Genomic DNA, 25713 nt, shown 5'->3' with positions numbered 1-25713 from the left:
CTAGACTCTCTATTATAATAGGGTATAAACCATGAGCGTCAATAAAACCCGCTATTTGAAAATACTCGTAGTAGCAATAATTCTATTAATTGGATTAATGGCATACGATGTAGAGAGATTTGGATACTATACATTCCCACTACTACCACCATTAATAGCAATAACACTATCAATGATTACAGACCAGGTTCTCCCCTCACTATTCCTAGGTGTATGGATAGCTGCATTAATGTACACAGCATACAACCCCATAGCTGGTACAATAAAGACTTTTGAGTGGATTGTTGGAAACATTACTGATTCATGGAATGCCACAATACTATTATTCGACTTCGTAATAGGAGCTTTTGTGGGAGTACTATATGTCTCGGGTGCAATGCATAGTATAGCAGAAGTATTGATTAAGAAGGTGAAGTCTTCTAGAGGAGCATCGCTCATAGCATCAATTCTCGGTGTATTAGTTTTCTTTGACGACTATTCCAATACTGTAATAGTTGGAAACACTATGAGAACTCTCACAGACAAAGCTAGAGTTAGTAGAGAATTACTTAGTTATATCGTAGACTCAACAGCTGCACCAGTAGCAGGAATAATGTTTGTATCAACATGGATTGGAATGGAGGTAAGTACTATCCAAGACGCTCTGGAAGCAATCAATGCCAAAGTAGAAGAGGGAGTAATAAGTACTGCACCAGAAATAGGACCCTATGGATTGTGGTTTAGAGGACTACCATACCACTTCTACTCCTTCCTAGCATTACTACTAGTCTTCCTCGTGGTTATAACAAGGAGGCATTTTGGTCCAATGCTAGAGGCTGAACTACGAGCTGTGAAAACCGGGAAGGTCTTGAGAGATGGAGCAGTTCCACTAATGCCAACAGAGACTATTATTGGAGAACCAAAGACAGAGAAGAGAGCTCCATGGTGGTTGTTTGCTCTCTCTGTCTTTGCACTAATAGCTGTAACCCTCATTGGTTTATGGTATACAGGTGGACAAGCACTAGTTGAAAATAAAGTGGTTTCTGAGTGGTATCAGGCGAGTTTAATAGACGCGTTATCCCATGCAGATCCATCGACTCCTCTACTATGGGGTAGTTTCATAGCCTATCTCATAGCTTTAATTGGAGCATTAGGGACCAGGGCCCTCCGCTTTAAAGAAGCTATGGATGCTACTATAAAAGGCTTTTACTTAATGACTCTTGCAAACGCTATTCTACTCCTAGCCTGGACTATTAAAACAGCTGTTAGTGAAGTAGGAACTGCCGACTATATAATAGCGAGAACTGTTACAATGATACCAGTATACTGGATTCCACTAGTAGTCTTCCTTGTATCAATGTTTATAGCTTATACAACTGGTACTAGTTGGGGTACTTTTGGAATAATGATGCCGCTATCTGTACCCCTAGCGTGGATTGCTGCACTGGTTCAAACCGGTAGTGTTGAACTAGCATATATAGTTACAGCTGCTAGTATTGGAGCGGTTTTCGGTGGTGGTATATACGGCGACCACGTGTCACCAATAAGCGATACAACTATTATGTCCTCGATGTTTAGTGGTTGTGACCACATAGACCACGTAAAGACACAAATACCATATGGAACACTAGCCGCGTTTGTTTCATTAATACTATACGTTACACTAGCAATTTGGCTGTCAATAACACCTACTCCATATGCTGGAATAATACTAGTATTGATAGGTGCTGTTCTTCTAATAGTACTACATAGACTACTAAACAAATGGTATACAAAGAAGAAAGGATTACCAGAAGTACTTGAAGACTATAAAATAGAATAGATTGTTTCTGTAAAACAAATACACAATACTCTTTTCTCTTTTAATTATTTCCCTCCTCTGAAATAATCTATCTACGTGTTTTTAATTGAATATTTTTCATTGTTTAAAACATGGTGTTAACTTCTTTCCAATTAGCACCCCGGTCACCAATATGATTGTTGAAGACACTAGAACTAGTAGTGAGATTGGTAGGTCAAATACTCGTTCTATAAATGCTCTTCTTGGTCCAAGTGTATAGGCGTAGTAGGTTGCAATAGATACTCCGATAACTATACCTATTATTGCAGAGGTTTTAGCGTACTTGTTTTTCACGTTAAAGTATAATCCCGCTATTGTTACAGGTGCTAATGGGAGGAGTATAACACTAGTAAGTACTGATAAGTCAACTATAAACCCTATATTTGCTCTAGCTATAAGGGTTGCCGCTACTACTAGCATGGCGTCTATTATTCTCGCTATTGTCAAACCATTTTGTTTATTAGTAGAAGCCAGTATACTGCCAGATATTGCTAATACAATACTGTTTGCTGTTGAAATAGCAGCTGCAATTACAGATATAGCTATTAGTGAACCAAGCAGTGGATGTATTCTATTAATTAACCATGGGGTTACAGAGTCTCTCGGTAGATCGCCTGGTATAAAACCAAGTATTGCCAGCCCTCTTGCAATTAAACCCACCACTACAACTATTAATGTATAGAGGAAGCCATAGACAAAGAAGTAGAATACACCCCTCCTATATGCTTTTTCATCTCTAGGCATATAGAGTCTAACAACAACTTGTGGATTTGTCACGGCGAAGAACATCCATGGTATAGTATAGGCTAGAAATACTGGTAGAGACCAGAAACCCGTTAATCCAAGATATCCTTTTTCACCGAGCACCCTGAAGACCTCGTTTAGAGAAAAACCTGTTGATGGAGTAAACACCAGTATGATCCATGCGAAATAGGCGAGTCCACTAATAAGCATTATTAAACCCTGGTATACATCGGTTAAAGCCACACTCCACAATCCAGCTATTACAATCCATAGGTATACCAGTATAGAAGAAATTAGCAGAGCCAATTCTTCGCTTAAACCACCATAATTAAACATTGCTTTCAATCCTTGAATCTGCGCGGCGAGATATGGAAGCATTGCAAACAAGTATATAATAGAGACTAGTATACTGAGGCTTCTACTACCATATAGATCACCCAGCATTTGCGAGGGAGCTATCCAATTATACTTCTTTGACATTCTCCATGCTTCATACCCTATAGTAGACAATAGAAATACTGTTGCAGCCAGATATAGTAGTTCAAACCCTAAAGCTCCAACACCAGTTGCATACGTTAATCCAACAAGACCAATCATCATAAATGCACTATAAGTAGTTGCAGCATAAGTACCAGCCGTTAATAATGGGCCTAGCCTACTACCTCCCACATAGTAGTCGCGTATGTTTTTCTGGAAAAACCTCTTTGAAAATACTGCTAGTATTGTTCCTCCAAATACATAGAGAGCTAGAATAGCGAGAAACTCTATTTTCACTCTTTCTCACCTCTTTTAGCTAGATATAGAATAGCGATAACACCAGAGAGTAGAGTAGTTAGAGTCCAATATGTAAACAACTCTATTCCACTTGTTCCAGCAAGTAGAGTATATGGTACTATATACATAGACGCCAATAAACATAGCTGTATAAGCGTATATATTCTCTTCATTTTGAACACCGAACACTTGTTCGGTAATCCATAAATGTTTAATAATCCGTAAACTTTAAAAATATTTCACAGTGAGCTAGATGAAGAGTAAACTAAGAGAAAAAATTCTCGAGCTACTTAGTTTACATCAGGGCTCGTATATTCCACAGTCTTACATACATAGAGCACTAGGCGTATCTAAGAGTAGAGTATCCGAAATCCTCTCCGAGCTTGAAAAAGAGGGATTGATTAATAGAGTTGTTGTTGGCAGGAACAAGCTGATTTATATACCCCCAGGTATTACAGAAAAGAATATAGTCTTCAATGAAAAGATATTGAGGCTAGGCATAGTTTACTCTAGTGAATATTTATTCCTACAAAGCCTCGTTAAAAAACTAGAGAGAAAGGGTTTTAGAGTAGAAATCACTCCATTTAGAGACGGATTAAAACTTACAAGAGCTCTTGGAGAAGGATTAATAGATATTGCATTATCACCACTACCAAGCCAGCTATACCTATACCCTGCATATAGAAACTACACCATTATACTAGCCGGGTTAAAGGGGGGATTTAGAGTGCTATCTCTCGGCGGTGAAGGCCCCATATACTCGAGTATGATTACAACAATGGATTACACAAGACACTTATTGATTACAGAGGAGTTAATTCCAGCTAGTAAAACAGTCTACTATGACGACCCCTATGCATTGTTGAAAAAGAAGAATAATAGAGGCTATGTTGTTACATGGCACCCAGTATACCTAGAACTAGAATCCAAGGGGTTTAAACCCATTATTACACCAAGCGATATCGACATTCACTTTTGTTGCACTCTAGCTATTTCAAATAAACTAGATGAGAGAACAAGACACACCATTGCATCAATTTATCTCAGTTCAATCGAAGAATACAGGAGAAACCCCGAGAAAGGCCTCGAATACTATTCACTAGTAACTGGTATACACTCTAGTATTTTGAAGTCAGCTGTAGAGGAATATCGTGTTGCAGAAGACCTGGACTTAAAAACAGTAGATGAAATAACCGGTAACTTTGCTCCATTAATCCCGTATAAGAAAGTATATAGAGAGGGAGTAGTTGAAAAAGAAAAGATCTAGCCTCGTAGAGCTTTAACTATTTCTTCAACATTGTCAGTAATAATTCCATCTACACTACTACTCCATTCTTTAGCGTCACGTGGGTCGTTTACAGTCCACAGGTAGATCTTTAAACCAGCGTTTCTAGCTTGTTTCAAATACATCCCGGCGAAGAATCTAAACATTTTTAATCCTTCAATAGGCGGGTTGATAGAGTATAGTTTTAACTCTCCATGTTTACTCCAACCCCACTGCGCCTTCTCCATGCTGTCAATATTTAATCCTATTTTTAACTCGCTGGATAATCCGCGTGCTTTAACCAATACTTCTGGTATAAAGCTTATGAGTACTGTGGATTCTAGTCTATTATACTTCTTAATTAATTCAACAATGCTTTCAACCGCGTCTAAGTCTTTTACTTCAACTAGTACTAGTTTATTTCTCGGTAGAGCTGTAAATACTTCTTCAAGTGTCGGTATAACCTGGCCCATTCCAAGATATGCTTTTCTAAGTTCTAAGAGACTATTCTTTTTAACGAGTAAGTCTACACCTGAAACCCTCTTCGTTGATTCATCGTGTATAACTACTGGAATACCGTCGCTACTCAACCAGACGTCTAGTTCTACACCGTCTGCTCCATGGTATAGTGCCGCTAGGAATGATACTATCGTGTTTTCAGGGTATTTAGCTGAATAGCCTCTATGTCCAATTATTAGTGGTTGACTAGTACTCGTATACCTCACCCCTTAGACTCTACAATACGGCTTTTCAGATATAGTTTCAATAATAATATCCATATAACTAGTGGTATCAGCCACAATAATACAATAGTTGTAATCGAGTATTTGGAGGCAGTCGCTATGGCTTCTTGGTGGGCAAGACCCGGAGACAATGATGTATAGTAATAGTCTTTTAGTAGTCCATATAGTGTTGGGCCAAGACCCCATCCAAGATTGTTGAGTATGTTGAATACGGCGAATACTGTTGATCTATACTCTGGTCTCGTTACCTCGCTGAGTACACTACTAATATTAGGGTATGCTAGAGTAGTAAACATCATTCCAGCTAGTGCGAGTATTGCTGGTGGCAATAATACTGCTAGTTCTTCTCTTCCAAATGGATATGGATATAGAACAAATGATAGCATTACCAAGATACCGATGGTAACACCCAGTATACTGATTTTTACTCTTCCAAGTATATCTCCCTTTTTCACTCTACGATCTGCGAGTATTCCACCCATAATATGGCCAATTATTATCGATATAGAAGACAGCGTCAGTATTATTGTCGCCGTTCCCTTGCTAACGCCCCATGCATCCATTAAGAAGTTAACTGCATATCTTGTAATTGCCCCCCATGGTATTCCCCAGAAGAAGATCAATACAAATAGCGCTACAATAGCAGGTGTAGTAATAGTCTTTAAAGCCACTTTTGCCTTATACTCTCCACCCTCTACTCTCTTACTTGGTAGAGTCTTGTAGATTTTTTCAAGTGGTGTAAATACTAGAAATGTAAAGACTAATACGAGGGCACCTAGTCCAGTATACCCCGTTCTCCAAGCTAGTAGTAAGCCTACTATTAATCCTAGTGGATAACCTATTACTGTACAAGCATAGTATATGGCGTATCCAGTACCTCTACGTTCTTCGGGTGTAGTATCTGCTATTATACCCATTACAGCTGGATATATGCCCTGCATTCCAATAGCGAATAATGCAAAACCTAGGCTCAGCATGGCTAATCCTTGCGAGGCACCAACTAGGAATAATCCAATAGACATTAACAATCCTGTTACAACTAGGATTTTTGTTTTTCCAAGTTTATCTGCAAGTACACCCATTGGTATAGAGAGAATTATAGCTATAATACTCGGTATTGTGACAAACCATAATCCGGCAATAGCTTCGTATTCGTGTTCGGCGCCCGGTATAACTCCCTCTTGCCACATTGATTTAACAACAGCTGCATACATGTAATTCGCTGTGAAATAAAATAGAACTAGTAGTCCAATTAAAACTAGGTGTTTCATTTAAACCACCCCTCTACATATACTTAGATAGGAAGTCTATGAGTCTCGTTTTGTATTCTACACTGTAATCCTTCCAAGCACCCACGTGTCTTGTGTCAACAAACCATGCTTCTACGCTTAGTGAAGACTTCTTTAATGCTTCATATAGTGCTTTATATTCTTCGAGAGATATTAAGTCGTCTTTGGTTGGCGCTATGAGTAGTACAGGTGCTTTAACTTTCTCTGCATACTTATACATTACGAGATCATCGGGGTTAACACGTGTTTTAGACGCTGTAAACTTCATTATCAATGGATAGCTAATTCTCAGAAGGGCCCCCCATTGGGCCTCTTACTCTATTAATCCATCTTCTACCAGAAGCTTTTACATCTACATATGGACTATCAAGTATTACAGCATCAACGCTTGTTTTACTAGCAGTCATAATTGAAATAGCTCCACCCATAGAGAAACCGTAGACAGCTATTTTTCTAAACCCCTTTTCTCTGAGAAGGTTTACCATGTCTACAACGTCATCAGACTCTTTATAACCAAGTGTTGTAACACTACCACTACTCTCACCATGAGCCCTCATATCCACCGCCAATACTGTAAAACCAGCTTTTCCAAGTGTTTCGAGAGCGGGCTTCATATAGTCTTCATCCCACTTGCTAGAAGTATACCCGTGTATTAATACTACTGCTTTATCACCACCCTTAACCAACCAGCCCTTTAATTCAACTCCATCACGTGTCTTAAATGTAAAATCTTCGTATTCTAATCCAAGGTCTTTTGGAGTCCACTTAAGGATCTTTCTTGGAGGGCTCGCTAATCTACCAGCAGCCATAAATGAAATTACCAGTATTAAAACGAGTAGTACTATTATTACTCCAAGGATTACAGAGGCAACGAGTAATAAGGGATCCATTAAACCCCCAATTAAAATACATAGGCATTGATATAAATACTTTTTTAATTATAAAATCTATTTTTATACTACTCTAGATAATAAATAATCAACAAGTCATGGTGTATTAGTTATGAATAAAACTACAGTTATATCCATACTAATACTGGTTTTCACAATAATAGCCTCTATGGCGATTCAAACCTCCACAGCTCAAACCACGATAGGAGTACACAGTGACTTCCCACATGCAAGAGTAGTTGTAACCGAGGTAATAGATGGAGACACTATACGTATATCGCCACCAGTACTTGTTAATGGCTCATATAGAAGTATTGTTAGACTAGCAGATATAGAAGCACCACCAGTTAACACCACTGAGGGCGAAGAAGCAAAACAAGCACTAACATATATAATAGCACAGCATGGAGGAGTAGTCTACTTAGACATTGATAAATCCAGGGGAGTAGACCCCTATGGCAGAGTAATAGCAGTAGTATATGTAAGACTCGACGCAACAAACCTACTAAATATAAACAAGTGGATGGTTGAAAATGGATATGCAAATATAAAAGACTACACAGACAACGACTTCGACCCTGAAAAATGGAGTCTATACATTGAATACCCCGTTGAAAGAGAAAAACCACCTATTTTAAAGAGAGTAGTAGTAGCAAGTACACCAATAGCATACGATACCTCGTGGGGTGTTAAAATAGCTGTAACTCCAGATGGAAACTACGTTGGAGTGGCGTTTTCAGAGCACAATACCTACCACTTATGGGTTGTAATACTAGATAAATACGGTAATATTGTGAGAAGAGTTAATCTTAGTGATGTAGCAGTTCAATACAATCTAGTTAATAGAACCAATGTATTCCGTGGAATGCTATCACTAGCAGCAAACAACACGGGCTTCCTAGTAACATGGACACAGTATAGCACAGTAATAGGTGCTGGCTCACCACGCTCCAGTATAGTATTATATACTTACATCCCTATAGACCCCAATCAATCAATACCATACAATGAGAGTATAAGGCAGTTCTACTACTTATTTAATGGAACATTTCAATACCATCCACATACAACTTGGTATTGTGAAACTAGTGATTGCTATTGGATTGTTGTCTACCACCGCAACCAGTTGACTTACACTTATGCTATTGCCTCCAACCTCACAACTAGAATACCGAGTAGTGGATACCCATTGAATTTAAGTACAAAAGCTCCATCATCTGATCATATTGGCATTGCTGTCGGAATAGATGTATTGAGTGGTGTGCTATTTGATCCGGTTACAAAGAAGTTTATAGTGGTAGCAAGAAATTACACTGATACAACTGGATACGACATTGAATTATGGATGGGTAGTGTAGCAGGGGGTAGTATATCAATTAATAGGATGCCAGTGGATAATAGAACTGGTGATCAAGGTCCATCACCAACAACTTACGTCTCTAATAATACTTACTACTCTTATAACAACGTGTATCCAATGCATTCTAGTCTACTAGCTAGTGGTGGTAGAGCACTCATAGTTTACAACGACACGGCTTCTTCAATAGCATATGCAGTCGTAGACCTCTCCACAGGCGATGTATCAAGGAATACACTGTTTGATTATGGTAATGACACTACTTATTATTCATGGATTGCTGGTGGTAGTAGTAAGTGGTTGCTTGCTTATAGTGCGCGTGGCTATGTAAACACTACTCTTATTGGTATTGATGGAGTCAATACTGGGCTAGTACCAGTAGCCGATAAAAACTCTGCTTATGTCAGAGTAGCATACGACTCTAGTAGTAGATTATTCCCCATAGTCTACGGTGTGAAAGACCTTTCAACAGGCAACTATAATATCCACCTAGTTTTCTACAATGAGACGAGTAGTCTACTTGGAAAATACGTAATACCTATTTACAAAAGCGGAGTTAGTGTAATACCAGTAAACATAGTTGTTCTCCCTAGTGGTAGCCCTGGTAGAATAGTGATATTAACTGTTGAAGGCGACAATCTAGTTGCATATTATCTATCAGGCAACTATCCGGAGAGCCAGAACCCAGAGCCTATTCCACCTCCACCAGAGACTACTACTCCAACTACACCTACAACTCCTACTACTCCAACCACCATACCTGGAACAACTGTTCCGACTACTCCAACAACTGTTACAGTTACTACTACTGAAACCAAGACATTAACAACAACTGTTACTGTTACTCAGCCTCCGACAACAACGACTATTACATCAACTACAACTCAGACTACAACGGTAACCACTACTGAAACCAAGACATTAACAGCGACAACTACGCAATTAGTAGAGAAGACGGTATCATTGACAGAGACGATTACGTTGATTCAAACCAGTATTGAAACAAAAACAACTATACAAACCATTGTATCCACGGCGAGAGAGACTCTGTACTCATTAATACCAGTAACTATAAATCAAACTGAAACAGAGACGAAAACGTTACTAGTGCCCGATTATACCACGACTGGCATAGTAGGAGTAGTAGCACTCGTTTTAGCAATAGCACTGTTACTGCAACTCACAAGAAAAAAGTAGATAGCTAGGAATTAATCTAGAATCTATTTTTCCCGTATTTTACCCCTCTAACTTCTTTAATTGACACTAAGGATTAGGTGTTGTTTTTGAGTGTATTGAAAATAGTGATTATTGGTAGTGGAGTTGTAGGGGCTTCTATAGCACGCGTGTTGTCAAGGTATCAGGGGCTAGAAGTCATAGTCCTAGAGAGAGAACCTGATGTTGGCTGGGGTGTAAGTAAAGCAAATACCTCAATAATACATCCAGGTCATGAAGAAGACCCCGATCAACATCCATTAAGAGCAAAGCTCTGTGTTAGAGGAAATATGCTTTGGAGGCAATGGGTAAGAGAATTATCAATACTGTCAACATGGCCGGGCGAGTTAATGCTCTATACGAACACCGCTGAGGAAAAAGAAGCACGTAAATACCTTGAATACGCTTCGAGAAATGGCGTTCCAGGTGTGAGAATACTAGATAAAAACGAAGTACAAGTAATTGAGCCAGCTGTAAATCCAGGTGTAGAGGGAGCACTATATGCTCCAACAGCAGGATTGATCTCTCCATTCGAAGCAGTACCAGCAATAATCGAGAACGCTGTTGACAACGGTGTAAAACTACTTGTTGAAACAGAAGTTAGAAATATAAGGATTTCGAGTGGGAGAGTTCTAGGTGTTGAAACAAACAAGGGGTTTATACAAGCAGATATTGTAGTGAACGCGGCCGGCCTCCATGCAGACACTATATCACATATGGCGGGGGTTGAGCCAGAATTCAAAATCACTCCTAGAAAAGGAGAATACATATTATTCGATGAAACAGTAGAATCAAAACCCCGAATAATCCTCCATACAACTCCAACACCCAAGACGAAAGGTGTATATGCTATTACTACTGTTCACGGAAATCTAATGATAGGGCCAACAGCCGAAGACATGCCATACGAATTCAAAGAAGACACCTCGACTAGTAGAGAGGGTATTGAATACATATATAGAGAAGCCGCGAGAATACTGAAAAACCCGCCTCCTAAAAACCGTGTAATTAGGGTTTTCGCGGGTGTTAGACCAGAACCCCCGGGTGGGCACTGGTTGATCAAGGCATATAGTGATCCATGGGGATTTGTAAACGTTGCTGGAATAAGATCACCTGGATTAACAGCAGCACCAGCCATAGCGGAATACGTATTAGACTTGATTAGAGAAACATACGATGTAAAACTCGTTGAGAAACAAAAATGGAATCCATATAGAAGAGATATCACTAGAATTAAAAACAAAAGACTTGATGAAATAGACGAACTGGTTAAATCCAATCCTAATTACGGAGAGATAATATGTTATTGTAAAATGGTTTCTAAAGCAGAGGTTTTGGAAGCTATTGAGAGAATAAAGAAAATTGGAGCGAGAGTTACAGTTGACGGTGTAAAATTCAGAGTATACACTGGTTTCGGCAGGTGTCAGGGTTCATTTTGCAGGTGGCGGGTTGCAAACATTATATCCATGGAGTTAGGCATACCGCTACAAGAAGTAGTAGTTAAACACTCACCATATGGTATTGGAGATGTTAAAAAACTATGGAGGGAAAAGGTGAGTGTGCATTGAAAACTCTCTACTATGATACAGTAGTTATTGGTGGAGGACCAGCTGGAATAGCAGGAGCTATAAAAACAAGAGAGAAAGGATTGAAAACACTCCTCATTGAAAACCGCGATGTACTTGGCGGTATTCCACTACAATGCATCCACCCGGGATTTGGAATACACTATTATAAACAAGATTTAACTGGTACAGAGTTTATTACAAGGCTTTTAGACAAGCTAGTAGAGTCGAAAACAGAGTATTTGACGAAAACGTATGTACACAGTATTGAATACATTGACTACAATGACAAAGTAGTAAACGTCATATCGCCAAGTGGAGTCTTAGAAGTACACGCAGAGACAATTATCTATGCTACTGGCGCACGGGAAAGACACATATTTGAAATAGGTGTTTATGGAGACCGAGTAGACGGTGTATATACAGCTGGCGAGGCCCAGACACTAATGGATATATTTGGAGTTCTCCCGGGTAGAGAAGTAGTAGTAATTGGATCTGGAGATGTAGGATTAATTATGGCTAGAAGGTTTGCACTAGAAGGAGCTAGAGTTAAAGCAGTAGTAGAAATACTACCATATCCAGGTGGATTAATGAGAAATGTAGTACAGTGTCTAAGAGACTACGATATACCCCTCCTCCTAGGACACACAGTTGTAAAAATTATTGGTAAAAAGAGAGTAGAGAAAGTCATTGTTGCAAAAGTAGACGAGAACTTGAAGATCATACCGGGGACAGAGTTTGAAATACCATGTGACACTGTTATCGTGTCAGCTGGTTTAAGACCAAACATAGACCTACTCGAGAAAATAGGTGTTGTCATAGACCCGGCAACAGGGGGTCCTGTAGTAAACGAATACTTAGAGACTAGTAAACCAGGTATATTTGTTGCTGGAAACGCCCTTGTAATAAACGATTTAGTCGACTATGCTGTTGAACAAGGTGAGAGAGCCGGAGAAGGTGCACACAAATTCGTCGAGAATAATGGATTACCAAGTGAGAAGTGGATTAGAGTTGTTAAGGGGAGGAATATACGTCTCATCGTACCACACTACATCAGTGGAAAGAGAGAAGTAGTATTATATGCTAGAGTTTCACAACCCGAGAAAAACGTGTATATAGAAATACCAGAGGTAAACTATAGAGTATTCAGTTATGGTGTAAGACCATCTGAAATGATTAGAATAAAGCTTAAACCAGAACACTTCAAGAAAATGAGCAGTGATGATAAAATAACAATACAGGTGACTCCTAGACAATGAAGGAGCTTGAACTCTACTGTATAATGTGTCCAGCTAGTTGTACACTGAGAGTTATTGTGAAAGATAGAGAGATACAAGTATATGGAAATCAGTGTCCAAGAGGAGTAGAATATGCTAAACAAGAAGTACTAGAACCACGCAGACACGTAATGAGTGTTGTAAGAGTAAAAAACGGTGATATGCCAACAGTATCGGTTGTTACACGGAGCCCAGTACCAAAGGACTGTATATGGAGGATAATGGAGCAACTAGCAAAAATAGAACTAGAGGCCCCGGTTGAAATAGGAGACGTTGTAATTAGAGATATCTGTGGAACAGATATTATTGCAACACGGCGTGTTAAGAGAATTGAATTACTTTGAAGTTGTTTCAAGAGACGAGACGAGGAAGGGTCTAACTAGTTTTACTCCACGTACTCTCTCTAATCTTCCAACAAACTGTTTAATTGAATCAACACTGCCTTTTACCACTATAACCAACATACAGTTTCTTTCATCTAGGTGAATATGTATTGATGCAGATATAACATCTAGAAAACCATGTTGTATATCGGTTAGTTCTTCATCTACGTGTCCAATTTCATGATCATATAGTACTACAACAACACCTGTTGCAAAACCCCCTGTTCTCCAGGCATGCTCAGAGATATATAGTCTCAACGCTTCTTGGACAATTCTCGAGAAATTATCAATTTCTAGTTCTTTCATCAACTCGTGGAGCTTCTCGGCTAGCTCGCTAGGCAGATATACACCAACACGTAGTGGTTTATTCTCCTGCAAGTAAACACCCACTATAATTATTTCTATTTGAAGCTAATAAGGAGCGGACCAGTATCTACGTGGTTAGAAACAGTTATTCCAGTGATTAAAATCAAGGGTTTAGTATTGCAGTGGAACTCTATACTTTGTTTTATCTATTAAACCAGCTTCTTTAAAACTCCTTGCTCTATTACGACAGCTCTCGCATTGACCACAGTGGACGTCTCCTTCTTGGTAGCAACTCCACGTGTCATATATAAGGTCGCCTATTAACTCATAGCATTTCGCTAAGAGCTCGGGTTTAGTGAGAGACTCTCGAGACGGCGACCATAATTCCAAGTCTCGCATATTTCTAAAGTGACACATTCTAACAGCTGTTTCAATAGATAAAACGCATTCTGGAGTGCAATCTGGGTAGTTGAAGTCTCTTATTTCTGGATTGTATACAGCATCATTTAGTTGTGCTCCATATATAACAAATGTTTTTGTATTAGTTAATTCTCTAATAGTGTATGCATAGGCAGATGCAATAGTAAGCATAACAATGTTTCTAATCGGGACAACAACACTTGGCGTGTATTTTTCTTCGATTTTCACAGTGCTATCTGTTAACTGTGTCCCCCTCCACAATTCCCGCATAAACTCCATGTTGACAACTCTGTGTTCAATAATCCTACCCCATCCTTTCTCTCTCGCCAACTCATCTAGTTTTACTACTAGTTGTTTAGCAATCTCTATTTCCTTCTGTGCTTTTTGACCATAGTTAAAAGTTAATACGTGTGCATTACAGCCTCTACTAAGCCATAGAGCTAGGTAGCAAATGCTATCCGGGCCCCCGCTGACTACTGCAATTACTCTACATGGTTCATTCGTAACTGGCGTTAATCCATTCATATCTATCGCCTATTAGCAATTCTATTATTATCTAAGAGAATTATGTTTTGCTTTATATTTCAACTAAAAAGGTTTATATGTGTGGATTGAATTTCTTGTTAAACACCCTGTCTCCCACTATAGATACATATGTGTATTCTAGGGGAAAATCTAACACCATACTTTTTAGATAACTCTATAACTAGTGGTGCTCGTTCAATGTATTCTTCTCTAGTAGATGCAAGCGGCATAAACAACACTCTATCTCTATGTTTACTAATAATCTCTGCGAGTAGTGGGTGACCAAGTATTTCTTCAACGTCTTTTTCATTTAAAACAACGAATTTAAAGTATGCTTTTCCACTCTTTTTAAACCACTCTATAGCTTCTGGTATGAGCCTCTCGCGTTCAGGTATCATGGAATTACCTAGTTTTAATGATACATTGTATTGGGAGACGTAATTGTCAAACTCTATTGTTGGTTTTATTGTGCCATTTGTTTCTACTTCTACGAATAAATCAGTGTATTTGGATTTTAGAATACCTAGTAGTATTGACAGCTCTTTCTGCCATAGTAGTGGTTCTCCACCAGTAATAACCAAGTGTCTTCGCCTAGTTAAAAACTCGTTGAATTCCTGGATTAAATTAATCAATTCCTCTACTGTATACAATTCACCATTACTCCACGCGTACTTGGTATCACACCATACACACTTGAGGTTGCAACCAGATACCCTTATGAAGAGAGCTGGTACTCCACTATTAACTCCTTCCCCCTGAATAGAGTAGAATATTTCACTTATTGGAATTACTATTTTAGAATCCACTTTTCAACCCCTAAATCCCGAGTTGAAGCGTCAAAGTAGGAGCTAGGTGTTTAAGTATTTTACAAGTATTTCTTCTAGTTTCTTCATCCAGAGTGGTTTAGTTCTAGCAATATATACAGCTCCTTTATCTACTCCTTCACGTAGAATTACTCCGACTGATGTTACGTTTCCTGGCATCCTCTTCAGGATCTCCTCGGCAATGTATTTTGTAATGTTTTCAATAGTTGGTTCTTCATCTAGTATTTTGACTTCTGATATTGGGAGTGTATAGTCGTGTATTCCCTCCACTGTTTCATAGTATATTCTTACATGTCTATCCTTTACTGCAACAACATACTTCTTGTTAACAACTAGTTTATGGTCAAATTCGTTTACAACATCTTTTACAATTCGCTTAACAATATTGAAGTCTACAACCATGCCGTCGGGCGCTTTAAATCCACCTATAACTACATCTACGTAGTAAGATGAGTGTGCATGAGTTGCTCTACACTTCCCTGGATAGTCGGCCATGAAGTGTGCATAATCAATATTGGTAATGTTCTCTATGAATATAACCATGTATTCAGATGTGTCTACGGGGATAACATCAATTAAAATCCCTTGACCTGTAATGTAGTGTTTAATACATGTTTCTATTGATGGAGCCATGGATTTATCAATTACTAATATATTTGGGGTTTCTTGGTCAATAATACTCATTATTGAACTGCATAAATCAGTGGAGTCTAGTAGACTACTATCTACCACTAATAGTTTTACTTTGTTTTCAATTGTGAAAATAGAAATACAGGATTCGCTTCTTCCACAGTTGACACTGTGATATATGTATTGTTTGTTTTTACCTACTAGAAACCATGCAATCAATTGATCTAATCTCCCAGTATAGTAGTTAAAACCGCTACTTAATAGTAACTCGGGGGTTAGTAGTGTTTTTCTCGTGTAGTACTCGGAAATCCCAGACTCTCTATCCTCCATAATTACACCTCGAATTTCACTCTGTATTAATATAGCAAGTATAACTCCTACTTTGCTAGATTAGACTCATAGAGTGAAAGACTAATTAATGTAAAGAGTATAGGTAGATGGTGGGTAAAGAAAGTTGGAGATGGAATTCGAGATTCTACTCTACGCATCCTTCTTGTATTAAATTCAATACTCTTTCTCTTATTGAGGTTGCAATGATATATCTTTCTAGTAATGATGCATTGTTATTCATTAGCTCTCTTCCTTTTTTAATCCAAGTAGTTATCTCTGCGTGACTGCATTTTGCTAGTAGACGTAACAATAGTGGTAGATAGTATTCTTTAACGTTTTCTATTTCTCTTTCGAAATACGAGTTCAATGCATTAATAGATGGCGTTGTGTTTTCAGCCATTACATGCACCGTTGGTGAAATCGCCGTAGTTGACTTAAAAAAGGGGTTTTTGGGGAATACTTCACACTATGGATTTAACAAGTGATCTTCTGCAAGGTATTACAATTGTAATACCATATCCCAGTGTTTAAAAACGGTTTCATCTAATCATTGCGGAAGTATTCAGGAGCGAGGCCTCTTCATCACTATTTCAGAGAATCGAGTGTTCTTCATCGAGAATAAATATGTGTTTGCAGGGTATTCAAAACTATCCAAACCACTGGTTATAAACCAATGGTTTTGGGTTCAATCACGGTATTACCAAGTAGAAGAAAAACTAGATAGGTATACTATGCTTTAATGATTCTGCAACCGCGTATCCCATATCATAGGCTTTAATAGATGTATCAACGGCTTTTCTTGGTAGTACTCTCTTTATAGCTTCGTAGACTACGTTCTGGTCAAATAATCCAGCAATAGAGTTGAATGCTCCCAATAATACAATGTTTAGTGCACGTGGATTACCGGCTTCAACAGCTATTTTTCTCGCTGGTATAATCATGGCTGAGGGGAGTATGGACTTCAACCGCGCTATTAAATCATTGCGTGTTGCTTTCGGGTTTTCAAAACTCATAGTGTATGGAGGCCTGTATTCATCTGCTACAATTGCGACTCCTCTACTAGACAAGTAGTGTATATTTCTAAGTGTTTCTACGAGTTCCAAGCCGATTAAGTAGTCTGCCTCACCAGGCAGGAATTTTGGTGTATAGACTCTACTACCTATTTGCACATAGCTTACAACACTACCATACCTCTGAGCCATACCAAGTGTTTCACCAGTTCTAACCGAGAGCCCTGATAAAACAGCCACTTCAGCTATAACTCTAGCTAGTGTTAAACCACCCTGTCCGCCAACGGACGCAATGAGTATTCTTTTAACCTCCATTCTACTCCACCTCTTTTATAGCATTAAATGTACAGAATCTACTACAAAGCCCGCATCCATTACAGTCTTCGAGTATTATGTGAGCCTTACCTTCTTCAAATATTATTGCTGGACACCCCGTGGTTACAAGACATGCTTTACAACCAGTACACGCGTTGGGATCAACATAATACCTCTTTGAAACACCCTTCTTTCTTGCTTCTAGTAGAGCACAGGGATGTCTAGCAATAACTACTTTAACGCCTGGTTTATCGAGGAGTTCTTCTATGGTCTTCATGGTTTCTTCAAAGTTGTAAGGGTCTACTATAGCTAAGTAGTCGGGATTTAATGATTCAACTAGTTTATCGAGGTTTATTGGTTTTAGCAATCTTCCAGTTTCACTCGTCTGCCACGCCGGCGTCGACTGGTGTCCCGTCATAGCAACTACTTCATTGTCTACTACTAGGACAAGTAGGTCTACGCGTTTATTAATAGCTTCTATAAGCGACTGTATTCCAGCGTGGAATAGTGTTGAATCACCTATAACAGCTACAACTGGCTTGTTGAAACCAGCTATTTTCATGCCCATAGCCATTGAAATACTAGCTCCCATACTGTGCTCGGTCCACAACATATCTATTGGTTGGTAAACAGCTAGAGCATAACACCCAATATCTCCAATTACGGGGACTTCGCTTAGTTTAAACCCTTTCTTTATAATAGCGCGTTTCAATGCGAGAAATGTAAATCTATGAGGACACCCGGGACACAGTGGTGGAGGCCTCTTCGCCACGTTTTCTTGTTTAATCCATTGACGTGGTTTTTCATAGCCTAGAGCTTCCAGTACAACGCCTTTATCTAGTTCGCCTTCTAGTGGTATGTGTCCCGTGCTCTTCCCCTTCACTGGTATTGAATACCCTGATTCATATAGAAGTGTTTTCAACTTCTCTTCTATGTATGGGTCTAGTTCTTCAACAACAAGGATTTCTCTGCATTCTCTAATGTTGTTTAATAGAAATCTACGTGGGAATGGGTAGAGTAGACCTAATTTAACTATTTTTGCAGGTATATTCTTCTCAGCCACCGCCTCGGCGACATAGTTGTATACAGCGCCCTCTGTTACAATACAGAGGTCTCCACCCCCCTCAACTCTATTTAACCTGTATTTCTCTGAGACTTCTTCAACCATCGATAACTGTTTATTCAACCACTTATGCCTCTCTAAATTCCACAACATACCAGCTCTTACAAATCTCTCTGGGTTTTTCTTAAACCACCGGGCCCTTCTGGGCTGTTCGATTTCCCCGAATACTACGTCTCCAACTGCATGGCTGACTCTAGTAGTAGTTCTCAGTATAACAGGGAGGTTTAATGCCTCACTTAATTCAACAGCTATTTTCACGTAGTCTTTTGCTTCTTGTGGATTAGAAGGCGATATAACTGGTAGCTTTGCGAGGTCTCCAAACCACCTGCTATCTTGTTCAGTCTGGGTTGTATGGGGGCCTGGATCGTCTGCAACGTAGACTACTAGTCCGCCATCTACACCTGAATAGGCAGCTGAGAGCAGTGGGTCGGATGCAACGTTTAATCCAGGAGCTTTCATTGTAGCCATTGCTCTAGCGCCTGTAATAGCTGCTCCAATAGCGATTTCTAGTGCAACACGCTCGTTTACAGCCCATTCAACATATATGTCTACTTCTCCCGCGTATTCTTGTAGAGTCATAATAACCTCGCTTGAAGGAGTACCAGGATAGCCTGTTACAACGCTTATCCCCGACTCTAAAACACCTCTTGCAATAGCTTCATTACCCATTAGAGGAAGCTTTGTACCTGGGGGTGAGAGCAACACCAATTCTCTAATCACCTGTTTAATATCAGAGGTGTAAAGTTAAAATATGTATTAGAGTAGAGAATGCTATCCACAAATTTCATTTAGAATGCTATCTAAAACACTAGTAGTTAACTCTATTCTCCCTACTTCAATTAAAATCCACTCTTCTACATGTACATGTATTCCTCCTGGTTTAACTAGTTTGAGAGGTGCTAGTGTTTCGAGTTCAAGGTATTTACTCGACACGTATACTTCAACACTAGATCCAAGGTCTGGGTATTCACCCTGCTCGAACACAGTCTTTTTAATAAACAAGTATTTGTCAATGTAATATGCAATAATTGGTGGATTAGCACTAGCCCCGATTTTCAGTGGATTGTAATTGCCCAGGTCTTGGTGTACGAGGATATAGTTGTCTATAAATTTTAATCTAGGGTCGCTCAACGTTGTATATGGCCATAGAGATATAACTCTATCTGCTTGTAGACCGTGTTTATCTCTCTTCAAGGGTTTAACTGGTATAATAGCTACACCTCCTGGTTTAACAACCGTTATAGCCCAGGGAGCATACTTCACTTCCCATCTACCAATGTTTACTACTTCATGGATAACTCGTAGAGAATTACTGGTAGCGCCAGGCGTTATCTTAATTCTCTTCAATACGTTGTTTTCACGTTCTGGTTGTCCTTCAACTACTATTGAGTTTTCTTCAATCGAGATTTTTACTGGTTTATCATCTATTGAATATGTTCGAGGATATTCTTCTGGTGCAATCCATAATCTATGCCCGCCTATCAACCTCCAATATCCATCTGGTGTTTCCATTCCGGTTTCCGGGTCTACCTCGAGTATATTTTCTCCTCTACCTACTAGTCCAAGGTATAGTATTCGAGGCCCTACATCTATTGCTATACCTACCTCTAGACCGCCTAGTTTAAACAATTTTACTTTAAATCCCTTGATTGAAACTATACTTTTGTCTTCCATGTAGATTTCCTCGTTATATCTTCTCTAAGATCTTCTTGACCTTCTCCCTATATTCGTCCTCTGTGAGAACACCTTTATTTCTTAGTTCTTCTAGTTGCTTCAATAACGATTCTATTTCTAATGTTTGTAATTGGCGTTGCTGACCTATTGATCTGACGAGTAGTTCTTTTGATTTGTGTAAAATCCAGTCTTCGCCTACAACACCCTTTTTCTTTTCGAGGACTGGTGGTTCTACAGCCAGTGATTTTAATGCATTGTAAATAGCGTTTACTGCTTCTCTAGATTCTTCTCTATTCATCCATGTAAGTATTATCTTCTCGCCTTTTTCTAATTCTATTATAAACTCTGATGCCATTGCCCCTATGTGTAGGTGTATTTTTTCTACTCTCTCGTATGGAATCGCTTTCATTTCATATCTTCCAAGTATTTTCTCGTCAAAGACTATAAGTCTTCTATTTGTTACTACAAGCCATTTTGGTTTTTCAAGCCCGATTTTCTTTTTAACAGCGTATAGGATTTTCTCGTCGGGGTCTAAGTTTTCAATTAGTTTTTCAGGTAGTTTCTCTTCCATTAATACCAGCCACTATACTGATAATTATAATGTAGGATAGTGTAATTAGTTTTCTCAGTGGTTTTTAAAAGCTATCTTCTACAATATCCTCCTTTAAAACTATAAGCTTTCAATCCGTGTTCACGTAGTGTACGTGCTATTAAAAGGCTTTTTACACCTGTTTCACAGACTATGATTACGGGTTTTTCTCTTGGTAGTTCTTCGATTTTCAATTCTTCTAATCCTATTGCTCCATGAATTGGGTTTTTCACGCGGTTTTCTGGGTTTCTAGCGTCAACTACTATTGCTTCTACTGGTATAAAGTCTATTTCTAGATCACTACTTGGAATTACATCTAGTGGGTTACTAGATAGTAAGTCTAGTGTTTTTGCTTCTCTCACTGCTTTCTCCACTAGCTCCATGTTTATTTTCTCTAGTTCCCTTGTTAGTTCATCTGGTTCTGCAGCTGTAACTACTCTACTTGGAGCAATACTACATGCTTCTACAACCATAGATGACAACTCATAGAGCCCTATTCTCCTAGAGTATTCAATAATTTCTTCTTTGTCAAAGCCTACAAGAGGCCTCATAATGGGCTTTAATGGCTTTGAAACTAGCTCTATTGCTTCAAGGTTTCTAAGTGTCTGACTTGATGCTTGGCCTATTGACTCGCCAGTTACTATAACATCGTATCCCTGGTTTACAGCTATTTTAGATCCAACAATATACATTAGTGCTCTTAAAACTACTTGTCGATAACTCCACTCAACTTTCTTTGTAATCTCGTATAGTAGGTCGCGGAAGTCAACTATTATAAATACTGGTCTATAGCCATAAAGCCATTTACGAGCTAGTTCCTGGGCAACTCTAAACGCGTTGTAACTAGACTGTGTTGAACCCATTACATAGTGGAGAAAATCTACTCTCACACCCCTCTTCGCTGTAAACCATGCTGCTACTGGTGAGTCGAATCCACCGGAAAACAATACTAGTCCCCGTCCTTCAACACCTATCGGTAGGCCGCCGGGGCCTCTAGCTGTATCTAGGTATAGAAATACCCTGCTACCTCTTACTTCAAGAGAGACTTCTACCTCGGGGTTTTCCAAGTCTACGCCTTTAGAGAATGGTTTTAATAGTGCGCCTACTTCTCTAGCAACGTCGAGAGATGTAAAATCGTGTTGACCGCTCCTCTTTACTCTAACAGCAAACTTCTTTCCCTGGACATAGCCTGTTGCTTTACTTGCAACCCATTCAGCTAGGTCTTTTAAATCTCTGAATTCGTATTCCAATACTCTTCCAACTCTATACACGCCGAATACTCGTGTTAATACTTCTTCTACTTCACGGTCTACGTCGAGTAGTATTTTTGCTTCGAGTATTTCAATAGTGTTTACTCTACCTCCAACTCGCTCTACGGCGTCTCTAATATTGTCAATTAATACTTTGTAAAACCTTGGCCTTGTCCTCGAAGACCTTAATGGTATTTCACCCGTCACTGTAACCAGGTATTTGGGCAATGGAGTCGACCTCTACTAGTGTTTACCACTCATATATCTAACAATGTGTTTTGAAACCTATTGTATTTAAAAACCCTAGACGTAATTAAATTGAACCGGGCACCTTGTTAGTTTTAGCGCTTGATCCACCATTTGGATTAAAAGGAGATAAGTCAACACGAGAAATAATTGAAGAAACCAAACACGTTGTTTCAGCCTACAAGATTGGACTGCCACTCGTCCTCAAAGAAGGCGTTGGAGTTATAAGAGAAGTCAAAGAATCATCTGGTAGGAGAGTAATTGTTGATTTTAAACTCGCAGAAATTGGAGATGTAATGAAAGAAACTATTTCAATTCTAGCTAGAAACGGCGCGGATGCTGTAATAGTACATGGATTTATAGGAGTTGAAGGCGCGCTAGATGTTCTCGTCGAGGAGTCGAGAAAGCTGGGACTAGACGTTATAATAGTTGTATCAATGACTCACAAGGGAGCTACTAGATTTCTTGATATCCACTTTGAAGAATTGTTAAAGCAGGTGGTAGATCTCAACGTGCATGGTGTTGTACTACCGGCTACACGATTACACTTGATTAAAAAAGCACGTGGAGTATTAGGCGGGTCAATAAAGATATATTCACCGGGCATTGGGGTTCAAGGAGCCGAGCCGGGTAGTGCTATATGTGCTGGGGCAGACTATGAAATTATTGGTAGATTGATTACTAGGTCTGAAAACCCCCGTGTAGTGGCTGAGAGAGTATATAGTGCTCAGTTAGAGGCGTGGAGGAGATGTCGTGGCTACCAGTAGAACTCTATAAACACGGCATGGTTAAAATAGGAGAGTTTAAACTGTCTTCAGGGCTGACTAGTCCGTTCTACATCGACATTAGAAAACTATATAGCTACCCAGACCTAGCTAGGAGAGTAGTAATCGAGCTAGCATCTAGAATACCACTCGACAATATAGATGTAATAGCAGGAGTGGAAACAGCTGGTATACCACTAGCAACATATCTCTCATGTATAACTGGAAAACCACTTGTATACGTGAGAAAAGAAAAGAAGCAACATGGTACTAAATCAGCTGTAGAGGGAGATGTAAATGGTAAAAGAGTTGTAGTGGTTGACGATGTTGTAACAACTGGAGCTTCTCTTCTACGAGCAATACAAAATGTTAGAGAAGAAGGCGGTATCCCGGTTTACGCAGTAGTAGTAGTTGATAGAAACCAGGGTGCACGTGAATTATTAAAATCCAATGGTGTAGAGTTAATCTCGTTGACTACAGCACTAGATATATTTAGAGAACTATACTTAAAGGGATTCATTGACGTTGAAACCTATCTAAACATTACCAACTACATAAAGAGCTTTACCAAGGTGTAGAAATGTTTAAACCAGCATTGAAAACAAAAACCGAGCAGTTGAGTTCTGCACTATACCTAGCAGAGTTCAAACTAGTAGAGCCAGTACACTCAAAGCCACTACCACTACAATTCACTAATATCTGGATACCAGGTGTAGACGAAATACCAATGTCTATAGCTGACTATGAAGAAGAAAAACAAGTACTTAGAATAATATTTAAAGTCGTAGGAGAGGGCACTAGAAGTCTTAGAGATAGAAGTGGCTTCTTCGGGGTAAAAGGCTTTCTAGGAAACGGGTTTAAAACGAGAGGTCACGATAGAATACTGTTCGTTGCCGGCGGCTCTGGAATAGCGCCACTACCACTACTAACTAGGTATTGTACAATAGATAATTGTATAGTAGACGTTGTCTGGGGTGTTAAATCAAGTGATATGTTGTTTAATATTGAGAAAGTAGCGTTAAACCCGGGTAGTGTATACTATGCTACAGAAGACTGTTCATATGGTTTTTGTGGCATGGTTCCCCAAGTACTACAGTATATAATAGAGAAAGAAGGTGTTAAGTGGAGTACTATTATAGCTGTTGGTCCAAAACCCATGTTGAAAAGTATTTGTAGTACTATAGACCCCTCGATTGAAGTATATGTATCTCTAGAAACGATGGTTAAATGTGGTCTAGGAGCTTGTGGTAGCTGTGTATTAAAACCACTACCCAAACTCCTCTGTATCCACGGGCCAGTATTCAAGTGCAACGAGGTGAACGAGTTTCTTGAATCGACTCATGATTGAACTAAATGGATTAAAACTAGAACACCCAGTTATGAATGCTAGTGGAATACTAGGCTCAGAGCCCGAACACGTAGACATACTAGTAAACGCCGGGTTTTCAGGTATAGTAACAAAAACCTTTACTAAAAACCCGAGAAACGGGTATCCACCACCAATAATTGTGGAGTTGGATAACGGGGGGTATTTAAACGCAGTGGGACTCGCCAACCCTGGAATTAATGGAATCTGCCCCGTTGTAGAAAGAGCTAGAAGACATGGAAAACCAGTAATTGTAAGTATTGGTGGAAGCAGTCTAAGTGAATTCATTGAAGTCTCTATTAAAGCAGAAGAGTGTAGAGCAACAGCCATTGAATTAAATATGAGTTGTCCACACGTAAAAGGACATGGTTTAGACTTGGGTTCAGATCCCAGCATGGTCTATACACTAGTAAAAGAAGTAGTCTCTACTATAAACACCCCTGTCTTCGTTAAACTGGGATTATGTGATAAAATCATTGAATCAGCTGGTAAAGCACTAGAAGCTGGAGCTAGCGGGGTAGTATTAATAAATACTATTAGAGCAATGGCTATAGATGTATACACTGGTAAACCAGTATTATCAAATAAATACGGGGGTTTATCGGGGCCTCCAATAAAACCCATAGCTATTAGAGCAGTATACGAGGTATACAGAGAGTACAATGCCCCAATAATTGGTGTAGGCGGTATTAGTAGTTGGCGCGATGTCGCCGAGTTTATTCTAGCTGGTGCTAGAGCAGTACAAGTTGGTAGTGTATTCATGAAAAATAGGAGGATTGTCTATGAAATACTTGAGGGATTGGAGAAGTGGATTGAAATTCATGGTGTTTCATCAATAATGGATCTCGTGGGGTTAGCTCATAGAGTTTAATTCTAATTAAACGGTCCCCTAGGGGTGGAGTATCCGCACCGATCGGTATTGGAGTCTTCGGTCATCCCATTAAATATTATTGTATGAAGCCCCGTTATATATGAGTTAAAAGGAGAACAAGGTAAGCGTGAAAAACAATCTACGTGAATGGAT

General features: G+C 39.2%; 26 protein-coding genes. 10 read left to right on the top strand and 16 right to left on the bottom strand.

Annotation, left to right across the window (positions count from 1 at the left end):
* The first annotated feature begins 97 nt into the window (after positions 1 to 97).
* A complete protein-coding gene (locus ACZ5YP_RS00915; RefSeq protein WP_464835992.1) occupies positions 98 to 1801 on the top strand; it encodes a Na+/H+ antiporter NhaC family protein in 1704 nt (567 codons plus the stop codon).
* 96 nt (positions 1802 to 1897) lie between these two features.
* Here ACZ5YP_RS00915 and ACZ5YP_RS00910 read toward each other — a convergent pair whose 3' ends face one another.
* Positions 1898 to 3337, bottom strand: coding sequence for a sodium:solute symporter family protein (locus ACZ5YP_RS00910; protein WP_464835373.1), 1440 nt, complete (start codon positions 3335 to 3337; stop codon positions 1898 to 1900).
* Complete coding sequence (locus ACZ5YP_RS00905; RefSeq protein WP_464835372.1) at positions 3334 to 3510, bottom strand: hypothetical protein; 177 nt, start codon at positions 3508 to 3510, stop codon at positions 3334 to 3336. The genes ACZ5YP_RS00910 and ACZ5YP_RS00905 overlap by 4 nt, the downstream gene beginning before the upstream one ends.
* 80 nt (positions 3511 to 3590) lie before the next feature.
* On the opposite strand from ACZ5YP_RS00905, the gene ACZ5YP_RS00900 reads away from it, so the two are divergent.
* Positions 3591 to 4604, top strand: a complete 1014-nt coding sequence (locus ACZ5YP_RS00900) for a DUF7343 domain-containing protein (protein ID WP_464835371.1) — start codon at positions 3591 to 3593, stop codon at positions 4602 to 4604.
* Here ACZ5YP_RS00900 and ACZ5YP_RS00895 read toward each other — a convergent pair.
* From ACZ5YP_RS00895 to ACZ5YP_RS00880, 4 genes are read right to left on the bottom strand one after another with little or no spacing between them, the layout of a single operon-like run.
* Positions 4601 to 5326, bottom strand: coding sequence for a glycerophosphodiester phosphodiesterase family protein (locus tag ACZ5YP_RS00895; protein ID WP_464835370.1), 726 nt, complete (start codon positions 5324 to 5326; stop codon positions 4601 to 4603). The two genes, ACZ5YP_RS00900 and ACZ5YP_RS00895, sit on opposite strands and share 4 nt — an antisense overlap.
* Positions 5323 to 6615, bottom strand: a complete 1293-nt coding sequence (locus ACZ5YP_RS00890) for an MFS transporter (RefSeq protein WP_464835369.1) — start codon at positions 6613 to 6615, stop codon at positions 5323 to 5325. Before ACZ5YP_RS00890 ends, ACZ5YP_RS00895 begins: the two co-directional genes overlap by 4 nt.
* Before the next feature lie 13 nt (positions 6616 to 6628).
* Positions 6629 to 6901: an alpha/beta hydrolase family protein gene (locus ACZ5YP_RS00885; protein ID WP_464835368.1), complete on the bottom strand. Its 273-nt coding sequence runs from the start codon at positions 6899 to 6901 to the stop codon at positions 6629 to 6631.
* 13 nt (positions 6902 to 6914) lie between these two features.
* Entirely contained in the window at positions 6915 to 7523 is a 609-nt protein-coding gene (locus ACZ5YP_RS00880) for an alpha/beta hydrolase (RefSeq protein WP_464835367.1), read from the bottom strand.
* A gap of 112 nt (positions 7524 to 7635) precedes the next feature.
* Here ACZ5YP_RS00880 and ACZ5YP_RS00875 point away from each other — a divergent pair, with 112 nt between their 5' ends.
* The 4 genes from ACZ5YP_RS00875 (at position 7636) to ACZ5YP_RS00860 (ending at position 13278) form a co-directional block, all read left to right on the top strand.
* Positions 7636 to 10077, top strand: coding sequence for a thermonuclease family protein (locus ACZ5YP_RS00875; protein WP_464835366.1), 2442 nt, complete (start codon positions 7636 to 7638; stop codon positions 10075 to 10077).
* 95 nt (positions 10078 to 10172) lie between these two features.
* On the top strand, positions 10173 to 11660 hold the full coding sequence (locus tag ACZ5YP_RS00870) for an FAD-dependent oxidoreductase (protein ID WP_464835991.1): 1488 nt from the start codon (positions 10173 to 10175) through the stop codon (positions 11658 to 11660).
* The gene (locus tag ACZ5YP_RS00865; protein WP_464835365.1) at positions 11633 to 12916 is read left to right on the top strand and encodes an NAD(P)/FAD-dependent oxidoreductase; all 1284 of its coding nucleotides are present in this window, start codon (positions 11633 to 11635) and stop codon (positions 12914 to 12916) included. Before ACZ5YP_RS00870 ends, ACZ5YP_RS00865 begins: the two co-directional genes overlap by 28 nt.
* Positions 12913 to 13278 carry a DUF1667 domain-containing protein gene (locus ACZ5YP_RS00860; RefSeq protein ID WP_464835364.1) on the top strand — a complete coding sequence of 122 codons (366 nt, stop codon included), beginning with the start codon at positions 12913 to 12915 and terminating at the stop codon, positions 13276 to 13278. The genes ACZ5YP_RS00865 and ACZ5YP_RS00860 overlap by 4 nt, the downstream gene beginning before the upstream one ends.
* Here the strand turns inward: ACZ5YP_RS00860 and ACZ5YP_RS00855 are convergent.
* The 10 genes from ACZ5YP_RS00855 to ACZ5YP_RS00810 all read right to left on the bottom strand — a co-directional run bounded on the left by ACZ5YP_RS00855 (position 13270) and on the right by ACZ5YP_RS00810 (position 22541).
* Positions 13270 to 13695: a CopG family ribbon-helix-helix protein gene (locus ACZ5YP_RS00855; RefSeq protein ID WP_464835363.1), complete on the bottom strand. Its 426-nt coding sequence runs from the start codon at positions 13693 to 13695 to the stop codon at positions 13270 to 13272. The two genes, ACZ5YP_RS00860 and ACZ5YP_RS00855, sit on opposite strands and share 9 nt — an antisense overlap.
* Before the next feature lie 99 nt (positions 13696 to 13794).
* Positions 13795 to 14568 (bottom strand): 7-cyano-7-deazaguanine synthase, encoded by a 774-nt coding sequence (locus ACZ5YP_RS00850; protein ID WP_464835362.1) that lies wholly within the window; start codon positions 14566 to 14568, stop codon positions 13795 to 13797.
* Positions 14569 to 14666: 98 nt separating this feature from the next.
* On the bottom strand, positions 14667 to 15374 hold the full coding sequence (locus ACZ5YP_RS00845) for a 7-carboxy-7-deazaguanine synthase QueE (protein WP_464835361.1): 708 nt from the start codon (positions 15372 to 15374) through the stop codon (positions 14667 to 14669).
* Positions 15375 to 15416: 42 nt separating this feature from the next.
* Positions 15417 to 16352 carry a 6-pyruvoyl trahydropterin synthase family protein gene (locus tag ACZ5YP_RS00840; RefSeq protein WP_464835360.1) on the bottom strand — a complete coding sequence of 312 codons (936 nt, stop codon included), beginning with the start codon at positions 16350 to 16352 and terminating at the stop codon, positions 15417 to 15419.
* 145 nt (positions 16353 to 16497) lie between these two features.
* On the bottom strand, positions 16498 to 16752 hold the full coding sequence (locus ACZ5YP_RS00835) for a hypothetical protein (protein ID WP_464835359.1): 255 nt from the start codon (positions 16750 to 16752) through the stop codon (positions 16498 to 16500).
* Positions 16753 to 17068: 316 nt separating this feature from the next.
* On the bottom strand, positions 17069 to 17677 hold the full coding sequence (locus ACZ5YP_RS00830; protein ID WP_464835358.1) for an indolepyruvate oxidoreductase subunit beta: 609 nt from the start codon (positions 17675 to 17677) through the stop codon (positions 17069 to 17071).
* 1 nt (position 17678) lies between these two features.
* Positions 17679 to 19505 (bottom strand): indolepyruvate ferredoxin oxidoreductase subunit alpha, encoded by a 1827-nt coding sequence (iorA, locus tag ACZ5YP_RS00825; protein WP_464835990.1) that lies wholly within the window; start codon positions 19503 to 19505, stop codon positions 17679 to 17681.
* A gap of 66 nt (positions 19506 to 19571) precedes the next feature.
* Complete coding sequence (locus ACZ5YP_RS00820; RefSeq protein WP_464835357.1) at positions 19572 to 20474, bottom strand: hypothetical protein; 903 nt, start codon at positions 20472 to 20474, stop codon at positions 19572 to 19574.
* Between the two features lie 13 nt (positions 20475 to 20487).
* Complete coding sequence (locus ACZ5YP_RS00815; protein ID WP_464835356.1) at positions 20488 to 21045, bottom strand: PH domain-containing protein; 558 nt, start codon at positions 21043 to 21045, stop codon at positions 20488 to 20490.
* Positions 21046 to 21116: 71 nt separating this feature from the next.
* Positions 21117 to 22541, bottom strand: a complete 1425-nt coding sequence (locus ACZ5YP_RS00810; RefSeq protein WP_464835355.1) for a tRNA sulfurtransferase — start codon at positions 22539 to 22541, stop codon at positions 21117 to 21119.
* Between the two features lie 104 nt (positions 22542 to 22645).
* On the opposite strand from ACZ5YP_RS00810, the gene pyrF reads away from it, so the two are divergent.
* From pyrF to pyrD, 4 genes are read left to right on the top strand one after another with little or no spacing between them, the layout of a single operon-like run.
* A complete protein-coding gene (pyrF, locus tag ACZ5YP_RS00805) occupies positions 22646 to 23326 on the top strand; it encodes an orotidine-5'-phosphate decarboxylase (RefSeq protein WP_464835354.1) in 681 nt (226 codons plus the stop codon).
* Positions 23308 to 23901 carry an orotate phosphoribosyltransferase gene (pyrE, locus tag ACZ5YP_RS00800; protein WP_464835353.1) on the top strand — a complete coding sequence of 198 codons (594 nt, stop codon included), beginning with the start codon at positions 23308 to 23310 and terminating at the stop codon, positions 23899 to 23901. The genes pyrF and pyrE overlap by 19 nt, the downstream gene beginning before the upstream one ends.
* 2 nt (positions 23902 to 23903) lie before the next feature.
* Positions 23904 to 24671, top strand: a complete 768-nt coding sequence (locus ACZ5YP_RS00795; RefSeq protein WP_464835352.1) for an iron-sulfur cluster-binding protein — start codon at positions 23904 to 23906, stop codon at positions 24669 to 24671.
* Positions 24652 to 25560 (top strand): dihydroorotate dehydrogenase PyrD, encoded by a 909-nt coding sequence (gene pyrD / locus ACZ5YP_RS00790; RefSeq protein ID WP_464835351.1) that lies wholly within the window; start codon positions 24652 to 24654, stop codon positions 25558 to 25560. Before ACZ5YP_RS00795 ends, pyrD begins: the two co-directional genes overlap by 20 nt.
* Positions 25561 to 25713 lie beyond the last annotated feature (153 nt).

It is taken from the genome of Sulfophobococcus zilligii, assembly GCF_055398255.1.
This window is presented reverse-complemented; position numbering and strand designations above follow the sequence as displayed.